A 24,441-nucleotide genomic window follows, 5' to 3' on the forward strand; every position below is an offset into this window, starting at 1 on the left:
CCGGGCACTTCTCTTGTTTTTTTACGAGCCTATCAGTGCCGTCCACCTATGAAAAATATCTAAATAACGGGGTTTGGATACTTTAAAAATATGACAATCACTCGCTCACCGGCACCGGCTCGGCGATGGTCAGCAGCACGAGGAAGCTGGCGAACGAACCGATGGCCATGAACAGGAACACCTGGGACCAGCCATAGCTGTCGAGCAGTAAACCCACCAGGAACGGTGCTGCCGCGCCGCCCAACTGCCCGCCCATGTTGACGATGGAACTGGCAATCGGGAAGGTCTTCTTGGTCGCCAGGCCCATCGGGTAAACCATGTAGGAGGAGTAGCCGATGCTGATCAGCGTACCGGTGAGGAACAACAGCGCGGCATACAGCGTGGGGTCGTTCGGTGAATTGATCAGGGCATACATGGTGCCGACCGTGGCCAGCGCCGAAAGCATCATCCCCGGCTTACGCCGCTTGCCCAGCACGCGGTCGGACAGGATCCCGCCGAGCAGGTTGCCGCAAATGGCGCCCACCCACGGCGCGGCCGAGACAAAGCCCATGTGCATGATCGAGAACTGCTTGACCGTCATCAGGTAGGTGGGAATCCACGACAACAGCACCATAGTGATGCCCACCTGGAAGCTGTAGCTCAGCGCGCAACCGACCACGTTCCAGGAGCGAAACAGGCCACGACTGGTGGCGATCGGCGCCACCGGCCGGACCCGGATAAACGTATCCAGGCGCTTGAAGTGGCGTTGGGCGCCTGCGGTTTTCTGGGTGATGACGTTGTTGCTTTCATCGGTGATATACGCCAGCTCGCCGGCGTTCACGAAACGGCTTTGCGCGGGCTGGTTGGCCACCAGGAAATACCAGGCGATGGACAGCAAAATCCCCGGTACGGCGAAGATGTAGAAAATTTCGCGCCAGCCCCACATCGCCACGATCGCCACGCACAACGGCGGCACGATCACCGGGCCGAACTTGACCGCTGCAAGGAAGATACCGGTGGCCGTGCCCTTCTCTTTCGCCGGGAACCACTGGTTGATCGTCGAGGCGATGCCAATCGGCAGCGGGCCTTCGGCAACGCCGAGGGCAAAGCGATAGATCTTCAGCGCCAGCACCGAATTGACCGTGCCCATCAGCGCAGTGAACACCGACGTGGCAATCATCGAAAACGAGAAAATCCTGCGCACCCCGAAGCGGCTGGAGGCAAAGCCCGAGGGAATCTGCGCCAGGGCGTAGGCCAGCAGAAACACACTCAGCAGCGCCCCGGCCTCGGCGTTGGTCATGGGGTATTCCTCGCGGATAAACGGCAAGGCCACGCCGAGGTTGGCGCGGTCGGCCGACGCCACGGTGTACACGAGGAAAAACAGCCCAGCGACGATCCAGCGAAAACGCGACGGTTTTTCAGTGGTGGAGTCCTGAATACTCATACGGGATACCTGATTTTATTATTGGAATGTGCCGTGTGTGCCGAATCCGGGGTGCAGGCTCCCGCTGAGGCGTGTTGAAAGCCTCACGTCAGGTGTTTCTTCGGGTCCTTGTGAATCTCAGGCAGGAGTCATTGCCCGGTCTCGTGGCGCCGACTCTAACGCATATTGTTTTAGTTTTGTATTTTTTTATCGACGAACGGGCGACTCGCTGCGGCGTGCCATAAAGCGCAGGTAGGCCATGCGAATATGGGTCTGCATGGCGTGCCGGGCCAGCTCGCCGTCGTTCTGCTCGATGGCGTAGGTGATGTCCAGGTGCTGCTGCAGGCTGCGCTCCAGGTCCGCCGGACGGTAGAGGAAAAACGAGCGGGTGATCACCGGCATGTCGATCAGGGTGGCGAGCATCGACTTGAGCCGTTGCGAGCGGGCGATCTCCAGCACCTGGCCATGAAACGCCCGATTGGCTTCCTGCACACGCAGGGTCACATCCGCGCCTTTGCCGGCGATGGCAGCCGCCATCTGCTCGTTGATCCGCTGCAACTCGGCCACGTCCTCTGGCGTCGCGCGCTGCGCCGCGAGCATTGCCGCATGGGGCTCGAGCAGCTCGCGAAAGCTGAACATCTCTTCCAGATCCCATTGGGTCCAGCCGGCCACGAACACACCACGATTGGCCTCGATCACGGCCAGCCCGTCGTCCACCAGCTTCTTCAGCGACGCGCGCACCGGCGTGCGGCTGAGGCCGAACTCCTTGCCCAGCGGTTCTTCCTTGAGCTGCGTGCCGGGCTCGTACTGGCCGGCAATGATGCGGTTGCGCAAGGTCTCGTAGATGAGATCGTTGGCCATTTTTCCCTTCTGATCATTTGAATTTCAGCGGTTCTACCGTGGACGCCCCTGCCATGCAAGCAGTCGATTTCGTCACCTGCGGCTGGGCACCCTTCTGGCACTTTGTACAAAAATCGTTTGCAATCGGCCAAATTGTATTTTAATTGTATTGCCACCTGAATCCGGAGGCGACATGAAAATAACAATCGTAGGGCTCGGCGAAGTGGGCCGTTGCTATGCCCAGGCCCTGGCCAATACCACCACGGCGCAATTGCTGCTGTGTGAGCAACGCATTGCCCCGGCAGCGCAGACACTGGCGGATAACATCGGCGTGCCGATCCACTCATCCATCGGCGCGTGGCTGGCTGACTCGGACTGCGTCCTGTCCTGCGTGGTGGGCACCCAGTCGCTGGAGGTCACCCGCGAATGCCTGGCGCACCTCAAGCCCGGCGCCCTGTTCGCCGACCTCACCACCGCCGCACCCGAACGCAAACGGATCGCTGCAGAGGAAGCCGCGCAGCAACAGATCGATTACGTCGACGTGGCGATCATGGGCGCCATTGCCTACCTGCGCGAACAGACCCCGCTGCTGTGTGCCGGCGCCAAGGCCGATGCGCTGGTCGAATTGTTGAACGCGGCCGGTGCCCGCGCACGCGCCCTGCCGGCCAGCCAGCCGGGGGATGCGATCACCCTGAAGATCCTGCGCAGCGTGTTCACCAAAGGCATGGAGGCGCTGGCCGTGGAAGTGCTGCTGGCCGCCGAGCGCCAGCAATTGCGTGGGGCGCTGTACGAAGTGCTGGCCGATATCGACCAGGCGCCCCTGCCCGCCTTCCTCGAAATGCTCGTGTCGACCCACGTGGTGCATGCCACGCGGCGCCTGCACGAAGTCGAAGACGCCGAGCGCCAGCTTGCCTCGCTGGGCATCGCCAGCAGCGTGCTCGGTGGCGTGCGCCAGCGCTTCAGCCACAGCAGCCAGGGCCTGGCGGTTGAGCCGATCAGCGAAGAAAAACCCAGCCTCGACCAGGCACTCGACTGGCTGGGCCGCCACACCCCTGCCGCCTGAAAAACCGACCTTCAATAAAAACGGAAAGCATCATGCCTATCACCCAAGACCAACTCGACACCCTCAAGCAATTGGGCACCGCCACCATCCACGAAGCCCAGGGCCAGACAGGCGCGCTGGACAGCGGACTGCGCCCGGTCGACCCGAGCCTGCGCCTGGCCGGCCCGGCCCTGACGGTGGATTGCCGCCCCGACGACAACCTGGCCATCCACTACGCCCTGACCAAGGCCAAGCCCGGCGACGTGCTGGTGGTGGACGCGAAGGGGTTCATGGAAGCCGGGCCCTGGGGCGACCTGTTGACCCTGGCCTCGCAGAAACTCGGGATCGTCGGCCTGGTGATGAACGGCGCCGTGCGTGACGCCAACGCCATCATCGAGATGGGCTTTCCGACCTTCTCGCGCGGCCTGAGTATCAAGGGCACCAACAAGTGCCAACCGGGCAAGGTCAACGTACCTATCGTGATCGGCGGCGTGCACATCAACCCAGGCGACATTATTGTCGGCGACCGCGACGGCCTGGTGGTGGTGGAGCAGTCACGGGTCGAGGAAGTGATTCGCCTGAGCCGCAATCGCGAGGACAAGGAAGAGGGCATTCGTGCGGGGCTGGAAGCCGGCAAAAGCACCGTGGATCTGCTGGGGCTGGCGCCGACGCTGGAAAAATTCGGCATGCGTTGAGGTCGGCCGATTCGCCGCTAATGACGGTCAATCGCCAGGCAGAATAAAGGCGCTCCAAGGAGCGCCTTCATTCATTTCACCTTACTGCTCGCCGATGGATTTCACATCGGCCTTGGCAGCACCGCCAATCGCGATGCGTTTCGGCTTGGCTTCCTCCGGCACCACCCTGAGCAGGTCGATGCTCAGCAGGCCATTGGCGAGCTGCGCGCCCTGCACTTCGATGTGGTCGACCAGGCGGAACGACAAACGGAATGCCCGCTGGGCAATACCCTGGTGCAGGTAAGTGATGCCCTCATTGTGTTCGCGCTTGCCGCCGGCGACGGTCAACACACCTTTTTCCACCTGAATGTCCAGGTCGTCCTCCACCAGGCCGGCAGCCGCGATGACAATGCGATAGTGATCATCACCGTGCTTTTCCACGTTATGCGGTGGGTAGGTCGTACCGGCCTCGCTGCGAAGCGCCGATTCAAAAAGGTCGTTGAAACGATCAAAGCCAACGGAGTGGCGGAACAGTGGGGCCAACGAAAGCGTAGTAGCCATTGCAAAATCTCCTGAGTTTTCTCCAAGTGATTTGAGCCGCGACCCGTCTTCGGCATCGCGTAAAACCTAAATAGGTTCAGGGGGGAAAATTTCAAGCGGCGCCCTGAAATTTTTTCAGCGGCTTCTCGATGGAGGGTTCAGCGCCTTGATTTCGACCACCTGGCGAGGGTGGTGGTGAATCTACTTGCCTTACAAAAGTGAGGCCAAATAAGTGGATGTATCTCCTGTCTCAGCTCCACGAATCGCGGCCCAAATCGTTAAATATTCTGACAGCACGAATATCGACCTTTCGAGTCGACGAGGTCTCTCAGTGGGTCAGCACAGTAAGACCTTCGCAAACTCATAATAGTGCGAAGGTCCTGCGCGGGAAGATTTCTCGAAGGGATTCGCTAGCTTAGGGTCGAGAACCCTTCCTTACTCCTGACCTTCTTGTAGAAGACATACAGGACTAGCCCAACCAATGTGCTGACAAGAAAGCACATCCAGATCGCCCAAAGCGTCTTTTGTGCGGCCTCGAAAAATGACATCGTACCGTTGTAATCCCGCTGGCTAAGAATGACGTTTGACAACAGATTGGTCGCGAGCCCAGCGCTAAAAAACGGGATCAAATACAGCGCGACCTGATACTGGTCTCTGAGATCCTTGTCCTCTATAGAAGAGTCCGGCAAGAGCCCCAAAATACTCTGAACCATCCCCAAAAAAAGCGCCGCCCACAGAAGCAGAAGAATTGACGCCGCCACATCCATCCATTTGGGAGTCTTTGGGTCACGTATGGCGATCAACATAACAGCTGCGCCTATACCGCCGAGGACAGTTGCACCAATATGGAAATATCTAAATGATTCACTCAAGAGCTTGGTCTCCCTTCCAAATCAACACGTTAGGTTTACGAACGTCTCGATATCGACCACATTGCCTTTAGCGTGAGGTTTGTCTTCTAACTAAGTCAGCGCGCCTCTCAAAATGAATAAAAATCAATAAACCCGAGTCTTTCCATACCCGTTTGTCTGGTGCGCATACCTGTGCGGTTTGACACCGTGTCCCTTTCCTAAATGAGCACACCAGCATGCGCTGCCTGCTGATGCAGCCAATGAAAGCCCCACACATCATTACCCCTTTGCTGATCTCAATTACTCTTGCTGGAGAGGCGCGAACGTTGTTTGCCCAGCCACTCTCGTAGATCACCATTGAAAGGACGCTTACGCCCTCTGTTGCAGCGCGACGAAAACTCACCGCAGCGGGAATCTGCCGCAAAATGGCAGCAGCCCACATCACGCTATGGGTAGAGAGCGCCTCAGAGTTTCAAGATCTTGTGTAGGCATATTGAAGCTTTGCAAAAACAGCATGTTACCGTTTGAAAGCTGCCATTCGTAGAAGTCTGAAAAGTCTCCTATGGCCAGTGCTCTGACTACTTTTGCAACGAAGCCGTGTGCTACAAGCAAAACAGTTTTGGAGGAATATTTAGATTCCAGCTCAGCTAAACCATCTCGCACTCGTTTCACAACGTCAGAGATCGACTCACCATCGGTCGGCCCAGCATCCCAAAGTCGAGTGATGTTCTGCGACCAGAGTTGCGGATAGCGCTTCTTGGCATCGCCTTGGGTCAAACCCTCGAAAACGCCGACATCCCGCTCTCTGAAGCAGTCCATTATTTCAGGCGAGAGCTTGAGGTGTTCGTTCAGAATACTCGCGGTTTGTACCGCCCTGAGGCGTGGAGAAACGACAAGTGCATCAAGGCTTGCGGGCAATTGCTCGCAAAGCGTTTGAGCTTGCTGGCGGCCCAGCGCGGTAAGTTCTGGATCAAGAGATCCAAGGTATCGATGTTCGGCATTAGCCCAGGTTTCACCATGCCGCACGATGTATAAATGCATGAAATCCGTCTCAGCGAAATATAAGAGATAGATTGTACCTTTCCATCGCCAGTGAACACACCAAGACGGGGTTTTGGGACAGGTGTATTCTCCAGACGCTTACGAAGCAGTTAACATATAAGCGCTGTAAGAGCGCAGAACCTGATCGTTACCAAAACTATTGGTATAAATTCCCGAGGGGATCATAATTTTTTCGCATCAGCCTGCGGGTGCGAAAATCGCCCCCCCTACTGCCGCCGAAACCCTGTAGACCAGGGCTGTTGTCCGAAGACAACGTCCCTCAATTTCGGTACGGGCTGTGGCGACAGTCAACTGGTCATCAACCACAGCCTCACTGTTAGTCATTGAATCATTGGGATACGCGGGGCCGCACATTCGACTATCCTCGCTTTTCGGCTGACATCGACCTGATGCGCCAAGGCATCACGAGTACCTGACGCCATCTCGCGCTCAACCTCGTATCTCGCCCGAGTTGACCGGTCACTACACTCGGCCAAGCGCTTCACAGCCATGAGCATGAGCCAACAGCAGCTCGTCGCGTTTCGGGCCTTGCTCATAAGCACACCTCACTAACGCCTAAAGATGATTAATTTTGCGAAGTCCGCATACCTATAAAACCAACTCACCGCAAATAAAATCGAGAATGGCATTCCCAACCATACAAATAACACATCAAATTCCACATCAAACGCTGCGGAAATAAACAGGACTGGAAACAATGCCAACATGCATCCTACGGACAACATGACGACCAAAATACCCGCCCCCATTATCGTCGAGGAAATTAACTTACTTACCGTCACCCTTAGCCTCCTCGTAAAATCCGTATTATATCGCTGAGGCGCGAGCCCTCTATTCATCCGGTCAAGACTTTCTGAACTATAGGTATTTGCAGCGTCCGGAGCAGCAGCCTCATTACACCCGCTCAACGTCACGAAGGGAAAGACCGGGAAATCTTGGCTCGCCGAGATGCGCTATACGTGCAAGCCAGAAAGAAAAAACCGGAGCGATGGTCAGGTGAGACCCGCAACTGGAACCCTATCGGGACGGTGTATCTGAACCCTGGAAGGGAGCTGAGCGTGGTAATAAAGGTCCCGTAGTACGACGGTGGACGCGACAACTACCTTGAAAAACGCCGATATCGGCGGCCGACTTTGATCTTACAGCTTGCTCGTCCCAAGTCGACGAATTTCCGCGTCCCGCAAGCGGTGTGGATCTGAACTTATTTTCCTAATTCGTAGGCTATCGTCTACCCTCACATACCGACCACCTAGGCCGTGATGTGCCGCCCCTCCCAGCATCGTAGAGTTCTCTAGCTTAAGCGGGTATTGGCAAAGGACCATCACAGATGCTTTTACTTTAAAAAACCTCAGCCATCAGGAAACTCCACATAGGCTATGACCTTGCCGAACGGGGCGCTCGCCATACCCACCGGGACTGCCATTCCGGTATATCCAGGTACGGGGGCGTTCACGGTCAATACCGTCGCGCCTGGCGCCTGATTATCCGCAGCAACAATCAGAAAATATGTGCCGTCGGCTGAAGCAACGCCGGACCATTCGATCACCAACGGATTATGCCCGGCGAGGTGGTCTGCAACGAGATTACCCTGCGCATTGACTACCGTTACGCGCGGTTTCAGTATTGTTTTCGAAAATCCGAAACACATGTTATTGCACATCGAAATGACGTTGATGACGTAGGTTTGGCCTTTGCGCAGAGTAAAGTCGAACACCCGGTAGTTACCGGGCGCCTGACCAACCTCGAGTCGAGGGTCAGTTGCGCCGATCTCCCAGCGTTTTGGAAATAGACCACGATCAACCGGCAACGGCGTTGCACTAGCCAACTGGATGGCTTGCTCGAATGAATGTGCAATAGGCGTAGTGGACGAGCTGACGGCCTCTTGATTGATAGCTAAGAGGTTTGTACAGCCCGTCAGAAATGAAAGAACAATAACGGGCATCAGGAATTTCAACATTGATGATCCTTAGGAAGGCAGGCAATTATTCGCAACTATGTCGCCGCTAATTAGCGCATACCAATATACGGGTCTGACACAGAGCCACCAAACTCGGATAACGCGAGTGATATCTCGTTAAACACCTCCGGTGACACGTCTTTAGGCGAGCGAGAGGCCAGGAAAGTATTGATCGCTTCAAGCCCTAAGCTCGCCATAATGCTAATAACCTCTTCAGCCTGCTCCAGATCATGACCATTCCATAAAGACAACAAGCAATGTTCAATTCGCTCTCTGAGACTATCGTCTAACAAACTATAGGTATGCCACTGTCGTTCACTCAATTGCACCAATGACTTTATAAGCTCCGCGCTGCCATTTTTTTCAGGTTCGAACTCATTCAACAACTCTGCAAACGCCGTTTCAAGTTCCTCCTTGGTCATGAAATCTGGCAGCGACGCATAATATTCAAAATTTTTCATGCTTAGAAATCCACAGGTATATGCGTTGTATTCGAAGGCCTCCGGTAAAGCACGCCGTCTTGACCCAGCAATTTATTTCCTATTTTTATTTGCGCGGTCCATCCAGCTCCCGAGTTCGAACCTACATGATTTATGGCAGCGTTCGCATCCGGAGCATGCCACTTTATCTCGACCCGCTGGCCATTCAATGTGTACTGGAACTTGCTACCGTCGGTGATAGTAGCTGAAGGTTTGAATAGATCTGGCGTGCCAGGCGGAACCAATTTCTGTAAGTCTGCGGCGTTAATCCTACCATTATTAATAAAACCCTTAGCTGAAGCTTGAGCATCAAAAAAGGCCGGTGGTTTACTTGGTCCAGGTTGATTTAAGTAGCCAAAGTCACCATCGGCTTGCGACGCAGGGGAACCAGGTTTTGAGGGAGGTGCAACAGTTGGCCCACTCCTGTCAACTGTAGTACCACCACCACCTTTTGCCGCATTGAACGCCGCAACGCCCAATCTGACTGCAACGACAAGCGCTGCAGCACGCTCAGGAGACATACCAAACTTGGAGGCCAAAAGCTCGGTAACTGTACCCGATGTAACGCCTGCCAAGTCATTCTGAAAGCCATAATTTTCGGCAATCAGCCTATTAAGCATGTTCGCAACGGCAGGAGGTGCACTGGCGGCCATGTCCTTGAATCTGGCCGAGTCCATCTCCGCGTCGTTGACCAGTTTCGAGATGCGTGCACAGGCGTTTATGTCATCCGCACAGGCGACAAAGGCCTCAGCCGTCTGCTTCGCGCTCAGGTCGTGGTATTTCGTATAACCATCTTCTGCACATTTTGTGTCGTTACCGCAGCCTAAAAGCTCCTTGGACGCCCGCTCCAAATCCGAATGGCTCAGGTAGTTGTACTGCGTGGCGTTTGCGGCGATGTTCGCCGCAATTTCCGGATCGCCTCCTGTCACCACGGCAGCCAATACGCCCATTAGCTGCGACATCGCCAACAGGTTGACTTGCGCCTGCTGATTACCCGGCAGATTCGGGTTGTAGTTGTCTGGCAGTGCCAGCTTCGCGAGGTATTGCACCAACGCTTCATTGGCACCGCCAGCCAACGCACCGGTCTGGAAGTCGCCGCCCATGGCCATCGACTTCAACCCACCCAGCAGCGCATGTGCAGCGATCTTGGTAGGGCTGCCGTCGACCAGGTTGGTGTTACCTATCTGATTGGCGGCCACAGCCCCAGCAATATTGATCACTGAGCCCAGCAGATTATTTGCAAAGTTATCGCCCAGGCTACCGCCGTTAACGGCCGTCTGGACGACTGTTTCGGCGCCGGTCTTTAGGACCACCTGACCCACGCTGTTCCAGTCAAACCCTAAGGTAGTCGGGTTGTAGCCAAGAGAGCCGCCGATACCTCCCATAAAGCCCGAAACAACGTAGCCTTTCATTGCGTCTTTGCTGGTAATGTCTTTGAACGTGCTCGAAAGGTTACAGCTTGAGTACAAGAAGGCTACAGGATGAGTGCAGGAAGGCGGAAAAAAGGGTGCAAATAGGGTGCAAAACACCGGCGCAAGGCCGGTGCTGGGAATGTCAATTTAGTGCAGCTAACTTAACTCAATTGATTTTAACTGCCCTTCTTCATCGCACAAAATAACTACTGTGCCGTAAGGGCAATCCAGAGTTATTACTTTATCCTTATACTCTTCATCAAGAATCCCAGATGCCTTGCGAGTAGAGCTGTCAAATCTAATCTCTACAAAGTAGCCCTCCCCATTATCTTGATTTGGCAAGGAATCTTTATTGCCTTGCGCAAACAGGATTTTTTTAATTTCCTCAATATGAATTGAAGCCACAAGCCCTCCGAAAATTCAAGGTAGCGGGACAAAATCGCCCTTTCCTAACAAATTATTAACTTGGTTAGGTCTAATTGGGCCAACAGAAATAATCTTCATCTCGTCTCTTGGCACGGTAATTCGAATCAGCTTCCCTTCAACTTCTTGAATTACATTGATAAGCCCTGTCCTTGCGTCCATGAACCGAGTAGCGCTGGGATTATTAGCAAGCTTCTGTAAGACATCGGCATCAAGCTTTCCTGCAAGTCGCCCCATTCGAGGATCATTGAGCTGACCAAAGACACGATCGGCAATTGAGAAGTTTTTTGCCGATCCTGAAGCTTCGCCTGTCGCTTTTGCGCCAACTTATTCGTGAGAAGCTAAATTCTTAGTCGCCTGATGCAAAGCCGTCATAAGGTCATCAAGATTGAAATTCCATTTACCTCCCTCAACAGGGGGATATATTTCTATTTCAATTGGTCTTCCTGGCTCATGTGATACCTCAGCCAACTGACTCGCCCCCGCCCAAATCTCGAATACACAATTCTCCCGATCTGGGGGGCTTGTAATCACAGTAGATAAAATATTCATGGCTTCGGCGGCTCCAACAAACCAATAAATTTTCCATTCGAATCGTAGCGAAGCCCGCGGCCATCGGGGGCAATCACATCCATGACCTTCCCAAATCTACCGGTGTCTTTATAGGTTACGGTGGTCGCCGGATTGCTCAAGATCTCGTCAGCTATTTTTTGACCTTGGGCGTTGATTTCAGAAGGGCTTCCTTTAACGCTAGGAAACGCACTGCCTTCACGACTACCGTGTTTTTGGAGTGCTCGACCAGCTAATGAAAGTTGTCCTGATTTATCGGCCGGATCAAGTAGTTTTCCTGAGTTCTTCGAGGCGGCGCTGCTGCTCTTCGAGCAGGCGATCCTGACGATCGCGGATCAGGTCGGTAACGCCCGGCGTGTTCTGCGGGGTTGCGCCTTGGGCCGTCCCGGCTAAGCCCAGGCATAAAAAAACGGACAGCAGGCTGAGCCTGGTCCGACGCCTGCAACGCCACATGTGTAGATCCCACTATATAGCCAAGTGCCATCAATGAGCGGCGATCATATGGTGGCGTTATAGTGGCGTCAATTAAATGTACAAATTTGTTTTCGGGACGATACATGGAAAATTGGGACCGCCGCTCAGCCGTACATGGAGGAAATTGAGACGAGCTCTGTAAATATAGCCAAGCACTCTAATCGCTAGGCCAATCAAAAAACCTGCATGGCTGCAGGCTCTTCTCAAGCTAGGTTCTCAATCCAGACAGTAAATCGCCCGCTACCGCATTGCCTCCAGTGCATGCCTCATCTGCTCAACATCCACATGAACATATTTCAGGGTCGTGGCGATAATTCGGTACCCCAACAGGTCCTAGAAGATGTGAAGGTTGCTCTTGGGTTGCTTCATCAAATCGGTAGCGATCGTATGCCGAAAGCCGACTTAGCACTCGGAGCAGAACGCCTCATGCGTTCATTTCAAGAGCTTCTTGGAGAGGTACGGATGTAACCCAAGACTATTCCCCAGTGCTGTTCTTGATTGGGGGCATTTCCCGAGCGCCCTACGTGATCGATGCGATCAAAGAGGCATTCCCGGAATGTGATTTTGCTCCGAGCGACGCATCACTCGGAGTCGTGGACGGTTTATCAGTGTATGCATCACTGACATGAAGGTCTGGTCCCTCAAAACGACTGGAACATTGAACGCCATTATCAATGAGCTTGTAGAACCTCAATATCCAGATCTTCCTTAGCGGCAAGCGAATCACATCCGCGTGTATTGCATCTGTGATAGCCCCAAGACGTTGAATGCTTTACGAATGTTTGCGTCAGTGGGCTCTCTATCCCGTAACCACCTCACAGGTAAGTCGAGATAGCTAGCCCACAGCGCCCCTTGCTTGAAGTCCAGCCACCGATTGGTTTTTGCCATTACCTCCAGATATTGATTCACCAGTGGGTACTGCAGATCCCCAGCTGAATACTTAGCCAACTTGAATGCTTGGGTGTAGTAAATAGAGGAAGCGGCGTAATCGGCTGACCTGTAGAAAACGATCCCCTTAAGCCATTCCACAAGCCATGGCAAACGCCCTGCTACGGAGGCGCAGCTCAACTCTTCGTGGAAAGAATTTACGTCCTCCAAGGTTAAATTTTGGAGGTTCCTCATCACCATGCCTCGCTGCACATACGTGTCAAGATCAGCGGGCTTGTCTAATCTCCAGCGAGAAATAACGTCTGCGCGGATCCGCGCTGCATAGGCGCCGTAGCGCTTCTCCAACCACAAAGTAACGTTATCGGGCACATGCCCATCATGGTCTGTGTGTTCCATCATAAGGTCGCTTGCAGTCTGGCATTTAGCTTCAAAGCCCCCCCAAAAGTGAGGTGCCATTTTGATACCTAGACTGACTCTCTTCTTCATGCGGATTGAAGCCTGGCTCTCTAGTCCAAACTTTTTCCCACTCTCGTCGGATGGCTCAATTTCTGAAGCATGTTCAATAAGGTGTTGATCTAGATTGGCAAGGTATTCCTTGATCTCTACCGCCATCCATCCAGCGTAAAGCCGTGTCTGGCTCAAGGTCTCCTTCAGAAACTCCCTGCCAAAGACCTTTTGAACATCCTGCGTAATGAAAGTGGTGATTCGTGCAATTACAGCGCAGGTAACAATACCGTCTTGGAGCCGTTGCTCAACTGGATTTCCAATCAATGCTTGCGCATTGAAAGAGTCCTCCAAGTTTTTCACCAGCGCAGGAAGGGAAGGTAAATGCTTGCCCGCTTTCCAGTTCCGGGCAGCCCTCTCGTTGCGCTCATATCGACCTATTTCGTCCTGCGTCCCTGCGGGATCATGGAACGTGGAAAGGCGACAGCCACATGCCGCATAGGCCCAAGCCATTACCTTAGCAAGGGGTGTTGTCATATCCCCATCAACGTTTGAGGGCAGGTACCAACACGGCTCCAGAGGCTGAGGAACGGCATAGATATACCCTTGCATCACGATCCAGGTACGAGCCGCAGAGCGCACCGCTATTTCAATGGCATAGCTCGTTAGAAAATAGCGTGTGGTGTCGGCCTTGGTCATGTACGTACCCATCTGTTTAATCAGGGACACGTACGACTCGTGCAGGTCATTGAGTAATTCGCGGATTTGCTCCGCTCGGAACCCACATCGGACATACCGCCCTAGCGTGCTTGTAAGGAGCTTCGCGATATCCTCAAATGTGCTCTGCAAATGGCAGTCCTCCTTCGCCAGGCGCTGCATTCGCTTTTGGTAAGTCTTCGCCATGCTCTGATCGAACTCGGTTTCGTCGAGACGATCATGGGCCTTTCGGGGCATCACGCCAGACGCCGCAACCGCATACTTAACCACGTCGCCTAGAGTGGGTGATGTGTACACTCTTTCCATGATGTGTTTCCCCGAAGTGCCCGTGTGGCTTACTGCTGATTAGGGTTCATTTGCTTACCTCGGTTTGCGTGCACAAGGGAGTTGGTGGTGTTCGAACCATTGGTACCTCGGTTCGTGTTTAACGAGTCAGAACGGTGATTGTTCTGAACGCGCTGGTGGTTGGATGGTTGCTGATTCGACGGTTTGTTCGACATGGTGTTACTCCTGAGTAATGGAGGCGCAGCGTGATTGAGCGCGCTCCTTGGGTGACGCCTGCAGATTACTCAGTGCCCCCTCATCACTCCACGTCGAAACTGGCGACGTCCTTTTTATACGTTTGGGAACTTACAGAACGTCAAGGCGCCCCCCGTACATTTTTTTTCAGCGCTAGCAGTCGAACAATTAGGTCTGTCTGAGCGGCATAGTCATCACACCCATAAAGCGCGGCACACTGAATCAGAGATGAATCAATTTCTGGAAAATTGAATCGCCCCGGGTCTCATTATTCGCGATTAGTTGATAGGTGCCGCCTAGCGCTTCATGCGATAGCGCGTAGAACGACGACAGCGATGGCTGGTTATCAAGATCAATGAGTAGGGTTCGAAGACCTGCATCGGCGCAGAACGCGCCTAGATTGGCGCCTACCGTGGTTTTCCCCGGTCCGCCCTTGGTTGAAACGATTGCTGCGATTTTCATACTGCTTGCCTCTGAATCGAAGGATTAGAGACAGCTTCATAAAGGTCAAGCTATAGGCTGATTGTCAGGAGAAACGCCCTGAACGAAAAAAGCCTGCATCTCTGCAGGCTTTTCTCAATGTCTGGCTCCACGACCTGGACTCGAACCAGGGACCCAATGATTAACAGTCATTTGCTCTACCAACTGAGCTATCGCGGAATGCGCCGTATGTTACTGATTGAAAAGGAGAAGTCAAGCTTTCTCTGGCATTTCAAGTGATTAAACCGGATGACCGGTTGCGAGCCTGTGCTCCTTCGCCAGTTCCAGCCAGGCCAGGGCTGCCGGTGGCAGGTGGGCGTTGGTGCGCCAGGCCAGGGCGATGTGCCAGTCGGTGTGGGGTTCGTCCAGGGGGATCAGGGCGATGCCGGGGTGTTGGTGTTTGTGCGCCAGCATGCGCGGCAGGAAGGCGACGCCGAGGCCGGCGTCGACCAGGTCGACGATGAAGTCGATCTGTCCGCTGCGTGCGGTGACACGCGGCGTGACGCCTTTGCGCTCGCAGGCGGCGAGAATCTTGGCGTTGAGGGCGAAGCCGGCTTCGAAGAGGATGAACGGTGAATCGGCGAGGTCGGTGAAGTCGATGCGTGAGCGCCGCGCCAGCGGGTGGCTGATGGGCAACACCGCCATCAGCGGTTCATTGCGCACGGGCTGGTAGTCGAACGCTTCATCCACCGGCAGCAGCAAGGCGGCGAGGTCGACCTCCCCCGCTTCCAGGCATTCGCGCAGGCGTTTGCTGCCGTATTCGGTGAGTTCGATGTCGATGTCCGGGTAGCGGCTGCGGTAGGTGGCGAACATGGTCGCGAACAACACGCCACAGCCCACCGGTGGCAGGCCGATGCGCAGTACGCCGCGCTTGAGGCCGCGCAAATCGTTGATCTCGGCCACCAGGTCGTTGCGTTCTGCGAGCAGCACCAGGGCCCGGCGATAGGCGATTTCGCCGGCGGCGGTGAGTTCGTTGCGGTGGCCCAGGCGGTTGAGCAGCGGCGTGCCCAACTCGTCCTCCAGGGTCTTGACCGCCTTGCTCACGGTGGACTGGGTCAGGGAGACCACCTCGGCCGCCTGGGAGAAACCGCCCTGGCGGACCACTTCGACAAAGGCGCGCAGTGTTCTGAGGTTCATCGGTATTCCCTTTGCGACTGGATGCCAGTGATAAAAGTTGTTTTTATCATGCCATAAATTTCCTTATCCTCAAGCCACCTTGCCTTGTGGAGACACTGTTGATGATCATCTCGTCCGCTTCCGATTACCGCGCCGCTGCCAAACGCAAGCTGCCGCGCTTTCTGTTCGACTACATCGACGGCGGCGCCTACGCCGAGCACACGATGCGCGCGAACAGTTCGGACCTGGCCGAGATCAGCCTGCGCCAGCGCGTCCTGCGCAATGTCGACAACCTGAGCCTGAAAACCAGCGTTTTCGGCCAGGAACTGGCGATGCCGGTGATCCTCAGCCCCGTCGGCCTGACCGGCATGTACGCGCGACGCGGTGAAGTGCAGGCGGCTAAGGCGGCGGCCAAGCAGGGCATTCCCTTCTGCCTGTCGACGGTGTCGGTGTGTTCGATTGAAGAAGTGGCGTCGCAGAGCCCGCAGTCGATCTGGTTCCAGCTGTATGTGCTCAAGGACCGTGGTTTCATGCGCAATGCGCTGGAGCGCGCTCAGGCGGCCGGGGTCACCACGCTGGTGTTCACGGTCGACATGCCCACACCTGGCGCGCGCTATCGCGATGCGCATTCGGGCATGTCGGGTCCGTTCGCGGCACAGCGGCGCATGCTGCAGGCCGTCACCAAGCCACAATGGGCCTTCGATGTGGGCCTGATGGGACGTCCGCACGACCTCGGCAATATCTCCAGATACCTCGGCAAACCGACGCACCTGGAAGACTATATTGGCTGGCTGGCCAACAACTTCGACCCGTCGATCAGCTGGAAAGACCTGGAGTGGATCCGCGAGTTCTGGAAGGGCCCGATGATCATCAAGGGCATCCTCGACCCGCAGGACGCCAAGGACGCCGTGAGTTTTGGCGCCGATGGCATCGTGGTCTCCAACCATGGTGGCCGCCAGCTCGACGGCGTGCTGTCCACCGCCAAGGCGCTGCCGCCGATTGCCGATGCGGTCGGCGATGACCTCACGGTGCTGGTCGACTCCGGCATCCGTTCCGGATTGGACGTGGTGCGCATGCTCGCCCTCGGCGCCAAGGCGTGCCTGCTGGGCCGCGCGACTGCCTATGCACTGGCCGCCGATGGCCAGCACGGGGTGGAGAACCTGCTGGATATCTTCGCCAAGGAAATGCGCGTGGCCATGACCCTGACCGGCGTCACCTCGATCGACCAGATCGACCGCACCACCCTGGTCTAGCCCTGCTGCTCGACGATACCGCGCGCCTTGAGGTGCGCCAGTTGCTCAGCCGACAGGCCCAGCCGCTGCCCGAGGATATCGTCGGTGTGTTGCCCCAGCATCGGCGCCGGCCGCACATATTCCACCGGCGTCCCGGACATCTTGATCGGGCTGCCGACCATGGCGAAATCGGGATTCTGCGGGTGGGGGATTTTCACCATCAGGTTGCGCGCGATCACTTGGGGCTCTTCCAGCGATTGCGCGATGGAGTTGATCGCCCCCACCGGCACCTTCGAGGCGTGAATGCACGCCACCCACTCATCGGCCGTACGCCCGAGAAAGTGCGCCGAGAGCAACTCGACGATCTCGGCGCGGTGGGCCACGCGGTCGGCATTGCGGCGAAAGCGCGGGTCATCCGGCAGGTGCGGCAAGCCGATGCTCTGGCACAACGCGACGAACTGACTGTCATTGCCACAGGCAATGATGAAGTCGCGGTCGGCCGCCCGGAACACCTGGTAAGGCACGATATTGGCGTGGGCGTTGCCATAGCGCTGCGGCACCTTGCCCGAGGCCAGGTAGTTCATGCTCTGGTTGGCCAAGGTCGCGACCTGCACGTCAAGCAAGGCCATGTCGATATGCTGGCCGACGCCTGTGCGCTCGCGGCTGAGCAGCGCGGCCTGGATCGCCACCGTGGAATACAGGCCGGTCATCAGGTCGGAAAAGGCCACGCCGACTTTTTGCGGACCGCCACCCGGCAGATCGTCGCGCTCGCCGGTGATGCTCATCAGGCCACCGATGCCCTGGATGATGAAGTCGTAGCCCGGTTCTTCGGCACGCGGGCCGGTCTGGCCAAAACCGGTGATGGAGCAGTACACCAGACGTGGATTGATCTCGGCCAGGGTCGCGTAATCCAGGCCGTAGCGGGCCAGGGAACCTGCCTTGTAGTTCTCGATCAACACATCGGAACTCGCCGCCAGTGCCCGTACCAACTCCTGCCCTTCCGCACTGGCCAGATCGATGGCCACCGACAATTTGCCGCGGTTGGTGGACTGGTAATAAGACGCCTGCCCGGACGACTCGCCGGTGTCGGTCTTCATCCACGGCGGGCCCCAGCCGCGTGTGTCGTCACCGCTTTGCGGCCGTTCGATCTTGATCACTTCCGCGCCGAGGTCCGCCAGCACTTGCCCACACCACGGGCCGGCCAACACACGGCTTAAATCCAGTACCCGCAAACCTGTCAATGCACCCATTGTTCTTATCCTGTGAGGTTGGGAAATCAGCCGACTGCCGGCTCTTCATGGCGCAGGGAAATCCCCAGCAACGCCCGCCGCCGCAACCAGGGACTGGGGCGGTAGCGCGGGTCATGGGTGAGCTCGCTCATGCGCTGCAAAATTGTCAGTATTCTCTGCGGGCCAAGTGCATCGCCCCAGGCCAGCGGGCCGTTGGGATAGCCCAGGCCCAATTGCACCGCCTGGTCGATATCGGCGGGGGTGGCGATCCGTTGCTGCGCGATGTCGCAGCCGAGGTTGACCACCATCGCCAGGGTGCGCTGGGCGACAAAACCGACACTGTCACCGATCACGGTCACCCCGACCCCATCCGCCGCGAGCAAGGCATGCGCAGCATCACGCATGGCGGCAGAGGTCAGGGGGTTTTGCATCAGGGTGCGCTGGCGCGACAGGTCCGTCAGCACATCGATGCACACGGTGCGCGCCGGGTCGGTGTCGAAGTGCACCGACGCGCTGGTCGCGTCCCGCCCATAAGGTGCCAGCAGGCACAGCGCTTCCGGCGACGGTTGTGGCGTGCTTTCCAGCTGAGCGCCGAGGTCGATCAACAAGGCACTGAGGCGCGCATGGTCTTCACTGTTTTCAGTGGCGATCCACACCGGTGGCTGTTGCCGCACCGTCGGTACGGGCTGAGGCTGCGGGGCGTCCACCAACTGACCGTTTTCATAGCGGTAGAACCCCTGCCCGGTCTTGCGCCCGAGGCGCCCGCCCACCAGCATCTGCCGGGTCAGCGGTGACGGCCGGTAGCGCGGCTCCTGGTAGAACTGGGTGTAGATCGATTCCATCACCGGGTGTGACACGTCCAGGCCGGTGAGGTCGAGCAGTTCCAGCGGCCCCATGCGGAAGCCGGCGCCGTCACGCAGGATGCGGTCGATATCGCCCCGCGCAGCGATGCCCTCGTCGAGCATCTTCAGGGCTTCAGTGCCATAGGCGCGCCCGGCGTGGTTGACGATGAAGCCCGGGGTGTCCTTGGCGCGCACGCCGCGATGGCCCATGCGTGCAACCAATGCGAGCAGCGCGGTGGCGACGTGCGGCGCCGTGGCCAGCCCGTCGATGACTTCCACGACGCGCATCAAAGGCACCGGGTTGAAAAAGTGCAGGCCCGCCACGCGTTCCGGGTAGCGGCAGCCGGTGGCGATGGCGGTCACGGACAGCGAGGACGTGTTGGTGGCGAGGATGCAATGCGGGCTGACAATGCCTTCCAGCTGTTGCAGCAGGCCGCGCTTGGCGTCGAGATTTTCGACGATGGCTTCGACCACCAGATCGCAATGCTGCAGCTCATCGATAAGCTCAACCACCTGCACGTTGGCCCATGCCGCGTCCATCGCCGCCTGGCTGATCTTGCCCTTGCCCACCAACTTGGCAAACGTGGCGCCGAGGTTGTCGCGGGCCGCTTGCGCAGCGCCGTAGCGGGCATCGAACAGGCGCACCGCCACACCGGCTTGAGCGGCGATCTGCGCAATGCCCGCGCCCATCACACCGGTGCCCACCAGGCCCAACGTATTAAGGGTGTCGGTCATGCTTATTCCCCTCGGTATTCAGGCGTGCGTTTCTCGAAGAACGCCGCAGCGCCCTCCTTCTGGTCCTTTGAATCGAACAACAACTGGAAGGCCTTGCGCTCCAGTACCAGCGCACTTTCCAGCGGCAGGTCGGCACCGGCCAGCATCACTTCCTTGATCTGCTCGACTGCCAGGGGCGGCAGTGCGGCAATCTGCGCCGCCAGCTCCAGCGCCCGAGGCAGGGTCTGGTCGTCGCTGACGACTTCGCTGAGCATGCCCATCGCCAAGGCTTCTCGTGCGCCGACCATGCACCCGGTGAGCGCGATGCGCATCGCCTGGAACTTACCCACTGCGCGGATCAACCGCTGGGTGCCGCCCGCCCCCGGCATCAAGCCCAGCTTGACCTCCGGCTGGGCAAACCGCGCCGATTCGCCGGCGACGATCAGGTCGCAATGCATCGCCAACTCGCAACCGCCACCCAGGGCAAACCCGTTGACCGCGGCAATCACCGGCTTGGGGCAACGGCTGATGGCTTCCCACAGGTACTCGGTATGGCGTCGATACATATCGATTGCGCCTGCGCTGGCGAACTCTTTGATATCGGCTCCGGCGACAAAAAACTGCGCGCCACCGGTCAGCACAATCGCACGCACCTCGCGGCGTTTGGCGAGTGCCCGAAAATGCTCGGCAAGGGCTTCACGCACCTGGGCATTCAGGGCGTTCTTGACCTCGGGGCGATGAATACGGACCACGGCCACGCCGTTGTCGTGGACGTCGAGGGTTACCACGGGTTGGTCTGCGCTGGTCACATTCACTCCTGCTGCAACGTTCTTGTTAGTCGGCCTGCCACTTGTTTCGCTGTGCGAAATAACATTCCGTATTTAGCCATGATCATAAGTATCGACCCTGCAGGTGTAAACGCAAAAACCCAAATCCATTTGAAAATAGCCGCTAACCCGCTGTTTCAACAGGTGTTATCAGCAAGCATCGGAAAACCTCAATATCTTGCTTTGTTTCGCTGTGCGGAATAGAATTTTGTTTTGTTGATTTTATAAAAAAATGAGGCTTAACATGCGCCGTCAAAACGCGGACCCGGATAGCTCAGAAGTCCCGGCTGGCAACCACGCTTTCGAGCATGTGTTGATTGATCCGATGAACAACGATGAGGAGGAAGACAAGGACCGCCAGTTCGTCACTGCGCTGGCCCGTGGCCTGGAACTGCTGCGCTGCTTCACGCCCAGCGAGAGTGTGCTGGGCAACCAGGAACTGGCGCGCAAGACCGGGCTGCCGAAACCGACGATCACCCGCATGACCCACACGCTGACTCGCTTGGGTTACCTCAAGCACCTGCCGCAGTCAGGCCGGTACCAGTTGGATGTGGGCGTGATGGCCTTCGGTTACGCGATGCTGTCGAACCTGTCGATCCGGGCCGTGGCCCACCCGTTGATGGAGACGATGGCCAAGTACGCCCAGGCGGCCGTTGCCATGGCTACCCGGGACCGCCTGGACATGGTCTACCTGGACGTGGTCCAGGGCGAAGCGAACATGACGATGCGCCGCCAGGTCGGTACGCGCCTGCCGTTGCACTTGAGTTCGGCAGGCCGCGCCTGCCTGGCGGCGATGCCGGAAAACGAGCGCGAGTTCATGCTCGACCATATCCGCCAGCGTCATCTGGAGGACTGGCCGACACTGCGCAAGGGGCTGGAACGCGCGTTCAGGGACTACACCGACTTCGGCTATTGCATGTCGATCGGAGAGTGGCACCGCGATGTAAACGCCATCGCCGTACCGCTGCTGCACCCACAACATGGCTTGCTGGCGTTCAACTGTGGCGGACCGAGCTTTCACCTTTCCCGGGAGAAACTCGAAGACGACATCGGACCGCGTCTCAAGCACATGGTGAACAATATCGTGGCCGCCACCCGCTAGCAGGATCGGTGTGCGGCCTCGGCAGATTGACGATAACAGGCCCGCTGAACGGGCCGCTGAGGAATGCACATGATCCGAGACCCGCAAACACTTCACATCCTGGTGGATGCCATTGCGCAGTTCGTCAACGAAGCGCTGATCCCACGGGAAAACGAAGTCGCCGAGACCGATGAAATCCCGGCGGACATCGTCAGCCAATTCCAGGAAATGGGCCTGTTCGGCCTGACCATTCCCGAAGCCTACGGCGGCCTGGGGCTGACCATGGAAGAAGAGGTGACCATCGCCTTTGAGCTGGGGCGCACCTCCCCCGCCTTCCGCTCCTACTTCGGCACCAACAACGGTATCGGCTCCATCGGCATCCTGCTCGATGGCACCGAAGCGCAGAAGGCGCATTACCTGCCGTTGCTGGCCAGCGGCGAGCTGCTCAGTTCGTTCTGTCTCACCGAACCGGACTCGGGCTCGGATGCCGCCTCGCTGAAAACCACCGCGGTGCGCGACGGCGATCACTATGTAATCAACGGCACCAAGCGCTTTATCACCAACGCGCCCCACGCCGGGATTTTCACGGTGATGGCCCGCACTGACACGGCGATTCGCGGCTCGGGCGGTATCAGCGCGTTTATCGTCGAACGCGAAACACCGGGGCTGTCGCTGGGCAAGCGCGACCACAAGATGGGCCAGCAAGGTGCGCACACCAGCGATGTGATCTTCGACAACGTGCGCGTACCGGCCAGCCAATTGATCGGCGGCGTCGAAGGCGTGGGCTTCAAGACCGCGATGAAGGTCCTCGACAAGGGGCGCCTGCACATCGCGGCCGTCAGCGTGGGAGCGGCAGAGCGCATGCTCAACGACGCGCTCAACTACGCCATCGAACGCAAGCAATTCGGCCAGCCGATTGCTGAATTCCAACTGATCCAGGCCATGCTCGCCGACAGCAAGGCCGAGATCTACGCCGCCCGTTGCATGGTGCTCGACGCCGCGCGCAGACGCGACGAAGGCCAGGACATCGGTACCGAAGCCTCGTGCTCGAAGATGTTCGCCACGGAAATGTGCGGGCGGGTAGCCGACCGTTGTGTGCAGATTCATGGGGGTGCCGGCTATATCAGCGAGTACGCCATCGAACGGTTTTACCGGGATGTGCGCCTGTTCCGCCTGTATGAAGGCACCACGCAAATCCAGCAACTGGTGATCGCCCGCAACATGATTCGCGCGGCGCAGCGCTAGGACTTACCGCAATACCCATACCCAATGCCCTAACAACTACAAACAAGGTATCGCTATGGAAGTCGCCGCATCGGCGGGCGCGTTGTCGCCTGCCAAAAACCACCTGTGGATCATCGTATTCATCTTTTGCTTCCTCGGCCTGCTGATCGATGGCGCCGACCTGATGCTGCTGTCCTACAGCCTCAGCAGCCTCAAAGCCGAGTTCGGCCTGAGCAGCGTCGAAGCCGGCAGCCTGGGCAGTTTCACCCTGGCCGGCATGGCCATCGGCGGGATCTACGGCGGCTGGGCCTGTGACCGTTTTGGCCGGGTGAAAACCGTGGTGTGGAGCATCGTGCTGTTCTCTGTCGGCACCGCCATCCTGGGCATGACCCACAGCTATTGGCAGTTTGCGAGCACGCGGTTTTTCGCCTCCCTCGGCCTGGGCGCGCTGTACGTGGCGTGCAACACCCTGATGGCCGAATACGTGCCGACGCGCTATCGCACCACCGTCCTCGGCACGCTGCAGGCGGGCTGGTCGGTGGGGTATATCGTCGCCACCTTGCTGGCCGGCTGGATCCTGCCTGAACACGGCTGGCGCTGGCTGTTCTACGTGGCGATCATCCCGGTGATCCTCGCGGTCCTGATGCAACGCCTGGTTCCGGAACCCCAGGCCTGGCTGACGGCCCGCGCCGAACGCGCGCGGCAGAAAGCCGATGGCACCCGGCTCGCGCAGAAGAGCAAGCCCGACGGCATGTTCAAACTGATTTTCAGCGATCCAAAAGCCAGCCGCATGTTCCTGCTCTGGGCCCTCACCGCAGGCTTCCTGCAGTTCGGCTACTACGGCGTGAACAACTGGATGCCGTCGTACCTGGAAAGCGAGCTGGGGATGAACTTCAAGTCGATGACCAGCTACATGGTCGGCACCTACGCAGCGATGATCTTCGGCAAGATCCTCGCCGGCCTGGCGGCGGACCGCCTGGGTCGGCGTACGGTGTTTGCCGTGGGTGCGCTGGGCACCGCGATCTTCCTGCCGGTGATCGTACTGTTCCAAAGCCCCGAGAACATCTTGTGGATGCTGGTGGTGTTCGGCTTCCTGTACGGGATTCCCTATGGCGTCAACGCCACCTACATGACTGAAAGCTTCGAAGCCAAGTTTCGCGGTTCGGCAGTGGGTGGGGCCTACAACATCGGTCGCATCGGTGCCGCCGTGGCACCAGCTGCCATTGGTTTCCTGGCATCCCACGGCTCCATCGGCATGGGCTTTCTGGTGATGGGCGGCGCGTACTTTATCTGCGGGGTGATCCCGGCGCTGTTTATCCGCGATAAACAGTTCGATCCACAAAAACAGTAAAGCGGAGCGGGCCGGCGGCAGCGCCGGCCCTTGTTTGCCAAATAACTGGCG

General features: G+C 57.5%; 22 protein-coding genes, 1 tRNA gene and 4 pseudogenes. 8 read left to right on the plus strand and 19 right to left on the minus strand.

Annotated features, from left to right (window positions below; genetic code table 11):
* Window positions 1–97: 97 nt before the first annotated feature.
* Both NTD80_RS13720 and NTD80_RS13725 read right to left on the minus strand, forming a co-directional pair.
* On the minus strand, window positions 98–1,423 hold the full coding sequence (locus NTD80_RS13720) for an MFS transporter (RefSeq protein ID WP_120449262.1): 1,326 nt from the start codon (window positions 1,421–1,423) through the stop codon (window positions 98–100).
* Window positions 1,424–1,609: 186 nt separating this feature from the next.
* The gene (locus NTD80_RS13725; RefSeq protein WP_262134032.1) at window positions 1,610–2,263 is read right to left on the minus strand and encodes a GntR family transcriptional regulator; all 654 of its coding nucleotides are present in this window, start codon (window positions 2,261–2,263) and stop codon (window positions 1,610–1,612) included.
* Window positions 2,264–2,435: 172 nt separating this feature from the next.
* Here NTD80_RS13725 and NTD80_RS13730 point away from each other — a divergent pair, with 172 nt between their 5' ends.
* Both NTD80_RS13730 and NTD80_RS13735 read left to right on the plus strand, forming a co-directional pair.
* The gene (locus NTD80_RS13730) at window positions 2,436–3,305 is read left to right on the plus strand and encodes an NAD(P)-dependent oxidoreductase (protein WP_201145582.1); all 870 of its coding nucleotides are present in this window, start codon (window positions 2,436–2,438) and stop codon (window positions 3,303–3,305) included.
* Between the two features lie 14 nt (window positions 3,306–3,319).
* Entirely contained in the window at window positions 3,320–3,979 is a 660-nt protein-coding gene (locus NTD80_RS13735) for a 4-carboxy-4-hydroxy-2-oxoadipate aldolase/oxaloacetate decarboxylase (RefSeq protein ID WP_262134051.1), read from the plus strand.
* An 81-nt stretch (window positions 3,980–4,060) separates the two neighbouring features.
* Here the strand turns inward: NTD80_RS13735 and NTD80_RS13740 are convergent, their stop codons facing one another.
* The 3 genes from NTD80_RS13740 to NTD80_RS13750 all read right to left on the minus strand — a co-directional run bounded on the left by NTD80_RS13740 (window position 4,061) and on the right by NTD80_RS13750 (window position 6,390).
* Window positions 4,061–4,519: an Hsp20 family protein gene (locus NTD80_RS13740; protein WP_065904350.1), complete on the minus strand. Its 459-nt coding sequence runs from the start codon at window positions 4,517–4,519 to the stop codon at window positions 4,061–4,063.
* Between the two features lie 389 nt (window positions 4,520–4,908).
* Window positions 4,909–5,370 (minus strand): hypothetical protein, encoded by a 462-nt coding sequence (locus tag NTD80_RS13745; protein WP_162946119.1) that lies wholly within the window; start codon window positions 5,368–5,370, stop codon window positions 4,909–4,911.
* A gap of 420 nt (window positions 5,371–5,790) precedes the next feature.
* A complete protein-coding gene (locus NTD80_RS13750; protein ID WP_262134033.1) occupies window positions 5,791–6,390 on the minus strand; it encodes a histidine phosphatase family protein in 600 nt (199 codons plus the stop codon).
* A gap of 430 nt (window positions 6,391–6,820) precedes the next feature.
* On the opposite strand from NTD80_RS13750, the pseudogene NTD80_RS31355 reads away from it, so the two are divergent.
* Window positions 6,821–6,904: pseudogene (locus tag NTD80_RS31355) on the plus strand (RAQPRD family integrative conjugative element protein); the annotation flags it as partial.
* Window positions 6,905–7,304: 400 nt separating this feature from the next.
* Window positions 7,305–7,490: pseudogene (locus NTD80_RS13755) on the plus strand (IS3 family transposase); the annotation flags it as partial.
* A gap of 269 nt (window positions 7,491–7,759) precedes the next feature.
* Here NTD80_RS13755 and NTD80_RS13760 read toward each other — a convergent pair.
* From NTD80_RS13760 to NTD80_RS13810, 11 genes and pseudogenes are all read right to left on the minus strand, one after another.
* Window positions 7,760–8,368, minus strand: coding sequence for a hypothetical protein (locus tag NTD80_RS13760; protein ID WP_262134034.1), 609 nt, complete (start codon window positions 8,366–8,368; stop codon window positions 7,760–7,762).
* Between the two features lie 50 nt (window positions 8,369–8,418).
* Window positions 8,419–8,829: a hypothetical protein gene (locus NTD80_RS13765; protein WP_262134035.1), complete on the minus strand. Its 411-nt coding sequence runs from the start codon at window positions 8,827–8,829 to the stop codon at window positions 8,419–8,421.
* A 2-nt stretch (window positions 8,830–8,831) separates the two neighbouring features.
* Window positions 8,832–10,376, minus strand: coding sequence for a DUF637 domain-containing protein (locus NTD80_RS13770; RefSeq protein ID WP_262134036.1), 1,545 nt, complete (start codon window positions 10,374–10,376; stop codon window positions 8,832–8,834).
* Between the two features lie 39 nt (window positions 10,377–10,415).
* Window positions 10,416–10,664, minus strand: a complete 249-nt coding sequence (locus NTD80_RS13775; protein WP_262134037.1) for a hypothetical protein — start codon at window positions 10,662–10,664, stop codon at window positions 10,416–10,418.
* A gap of 15 nt (window positions 10,665–10,679) precedes the next feature.
* A complete protein-coding gene (locus NTD80_RS13780) occupies window positions 10,680–10,919 on the minus strand; it encodes a hypothetical protein (protein ID WP_262134038.1) in 240 nt (79 codons plus the stop codon).
* 90 nt (window positions 10,920–11,009) lie between these two features.
* Entirely contained in the window at window positions 11,010–11,234 is a 225-nt protein-coding gene (locus NTD80_RS13785) for a hypothetical protein (protein WP_262134039.1), read from the minus strand.
* A gap of 294 nt (window positions 11,235–11,528) precedes the next feature.
* Window positions 11,529–11,705: pseudogene (locus tag NTD80_RS13790) on the minus strand (ShlB/FhaC/HecB family hemolysin secretion/activation protein); the annotation flags it as partial.
* Between the two features lie 744 nt (window positions 11,706–12,449).
* Window positions 12,450–14,081, minus strand: a complete 1,632-nt coding sequence (locus NTD80_RS13795; protein WP_262134040.1) for a hypothetical protein — start codon at window positions 14,079–14,081, stop codon at window positions 12,450–12,452.
* A 459-nt stretch (window positions 14,082–14,540) separates the two neighbouring features.
* Window positions 14,541–14,756, minus strand: a pseudogene (locus NTD80_RS13800) (ParA family protein); the annotation flags it as partial.
* 122 nt (window positions 14,757–14,878) lie between these two features.
* A tRNA-Asn gene (locus NTD80_RS13805) sits at window positions 14,879–14,954 on the minus strand.
* Window positions 14,955–15,014: 60 nt separating this feature from the next.
* Entirely contained in the window at window positions 15,015–15,911 is an 897-nt protein-coding gene (locus NTD80_RS13810) for a LysR family transcriptional regulator (protein ID WP_262134041.1), read from the minus strand.
* Between the two features lie 101 nt (window positions 15,912–16,012).
* On the opposite strand from NTD80_RS13810, the gene lldD reads away from it, so the two are divergent.
* Window positions 16,013–17,143: an FMN-dependent L-lactate dehydrogenase LldD gene (lldD, locus tag NTD80_RS13815; RefSeq protein ID WP_065904338.1), complete on the plus strand. Its 1,131-nt coding sequence runs from the start codon at window positions 16,013–16,015 to the stop codon at window positions 17,141–17,143.
* On the opposite strand, the gene NTD80_RS13820 is transcribed toward lldD, so the two are convergent.
* From NTD80_RS13820 to NTD80_RS13830, 3 genes are read right to left on the minus strand one after another with little or no spacing between them, the layout of a single operon-like run.
* A complete protein-coding gene (locus tag NTD80_RS13820) occupies window positions 17,140–18,372 on the minus strand; it encodes a CaiB/BaiF CoA transferase family protein (protein ID WP_201145602.1) in 1,233 nt (410 codons plus the stop codon). The genes lldD and NTD80_RS13820 overlap by 4 nt on opposite strands.
* A gap of 26 nt (window positions 18,373–18,398) precedes the next feature.
* Entirely contained in the window at window positions 18,399–19,928 is a 1,530-nt protein-coding gene (locus NTD80_RS13825; protein WP_262134042.1) for a 3-hydroxyacyl-CoA dehydrogenase, read from the minus strand.
* Window positions 19,929–19,930: 2 nt separating this feature from the next.
* Window positions 19,931–20,716, minus strand: coding sequence for an enoyl-CoA hydratase (locus tag NTD80_RS13830; protein WP_106803087.1), 786 nt, complete (start codon window positions 20,714–20,716; stop codon window positions 19,931–19,933).
* A 250-nt stretch (window positions 20,717–20,966) separates the two neighbouring features.
* Here NTD80_RS13830 and NTD80_RS13835 point away from each other — a divergent pair, with 250 nt between their 5' ends.
* From NTD80_RS13835 to NTD80_RS13845, 3 genes are all read left to right on the plus strand, one after another.
* Entirely contained in the window at window positions 20,967–21,836 is an 870-nt protein-coding gene (locus NTD80_RS13835; RefSeq protein ID WP_065904331.1) for an IclR family transcriptional regulator, read from the plus strand.
* Window positions 21,837–21,905: 69 nt separating this feature from the next.
* Window positions 21,906–23,060: an acyl-CoA dehydrogenase family protein gene (locus NTD80_RS13840; RefSeq protein WP_065904329.1), complete on the plus strand. Its 1,155-nt coding sequence runs from the start codon at window positions 21,906–21,908 to the stop codon at window positions 23,058–23,060.
* A 55-nt stretch (window positions 23,061–23,115) separates the two neighbouring features.
* Window positions 23,116–24,390, plus strand: coding sequence for an MFS transporter (locus NTD80_RS13845; RefSeq protein WP_262134043.1), 1,275 nt, complete (start codon window positions 23,116–23,118; stop codon window positions 24,388–24,390).
* Window positions 24,391–24,441 lie beyond the last annotated feature (51 nt).

The organism is Pseudomonas sp. 13B_2.1_Bac1 (assembly GCF_025466155.1).
Lineage (GTDB): Bacteria > Pseudomonadota > Gammaproteobacteria > Pseudomonadales > Pseudomonadaceae > Aquipseudomonas > Aquipseudomonas aylmerensis.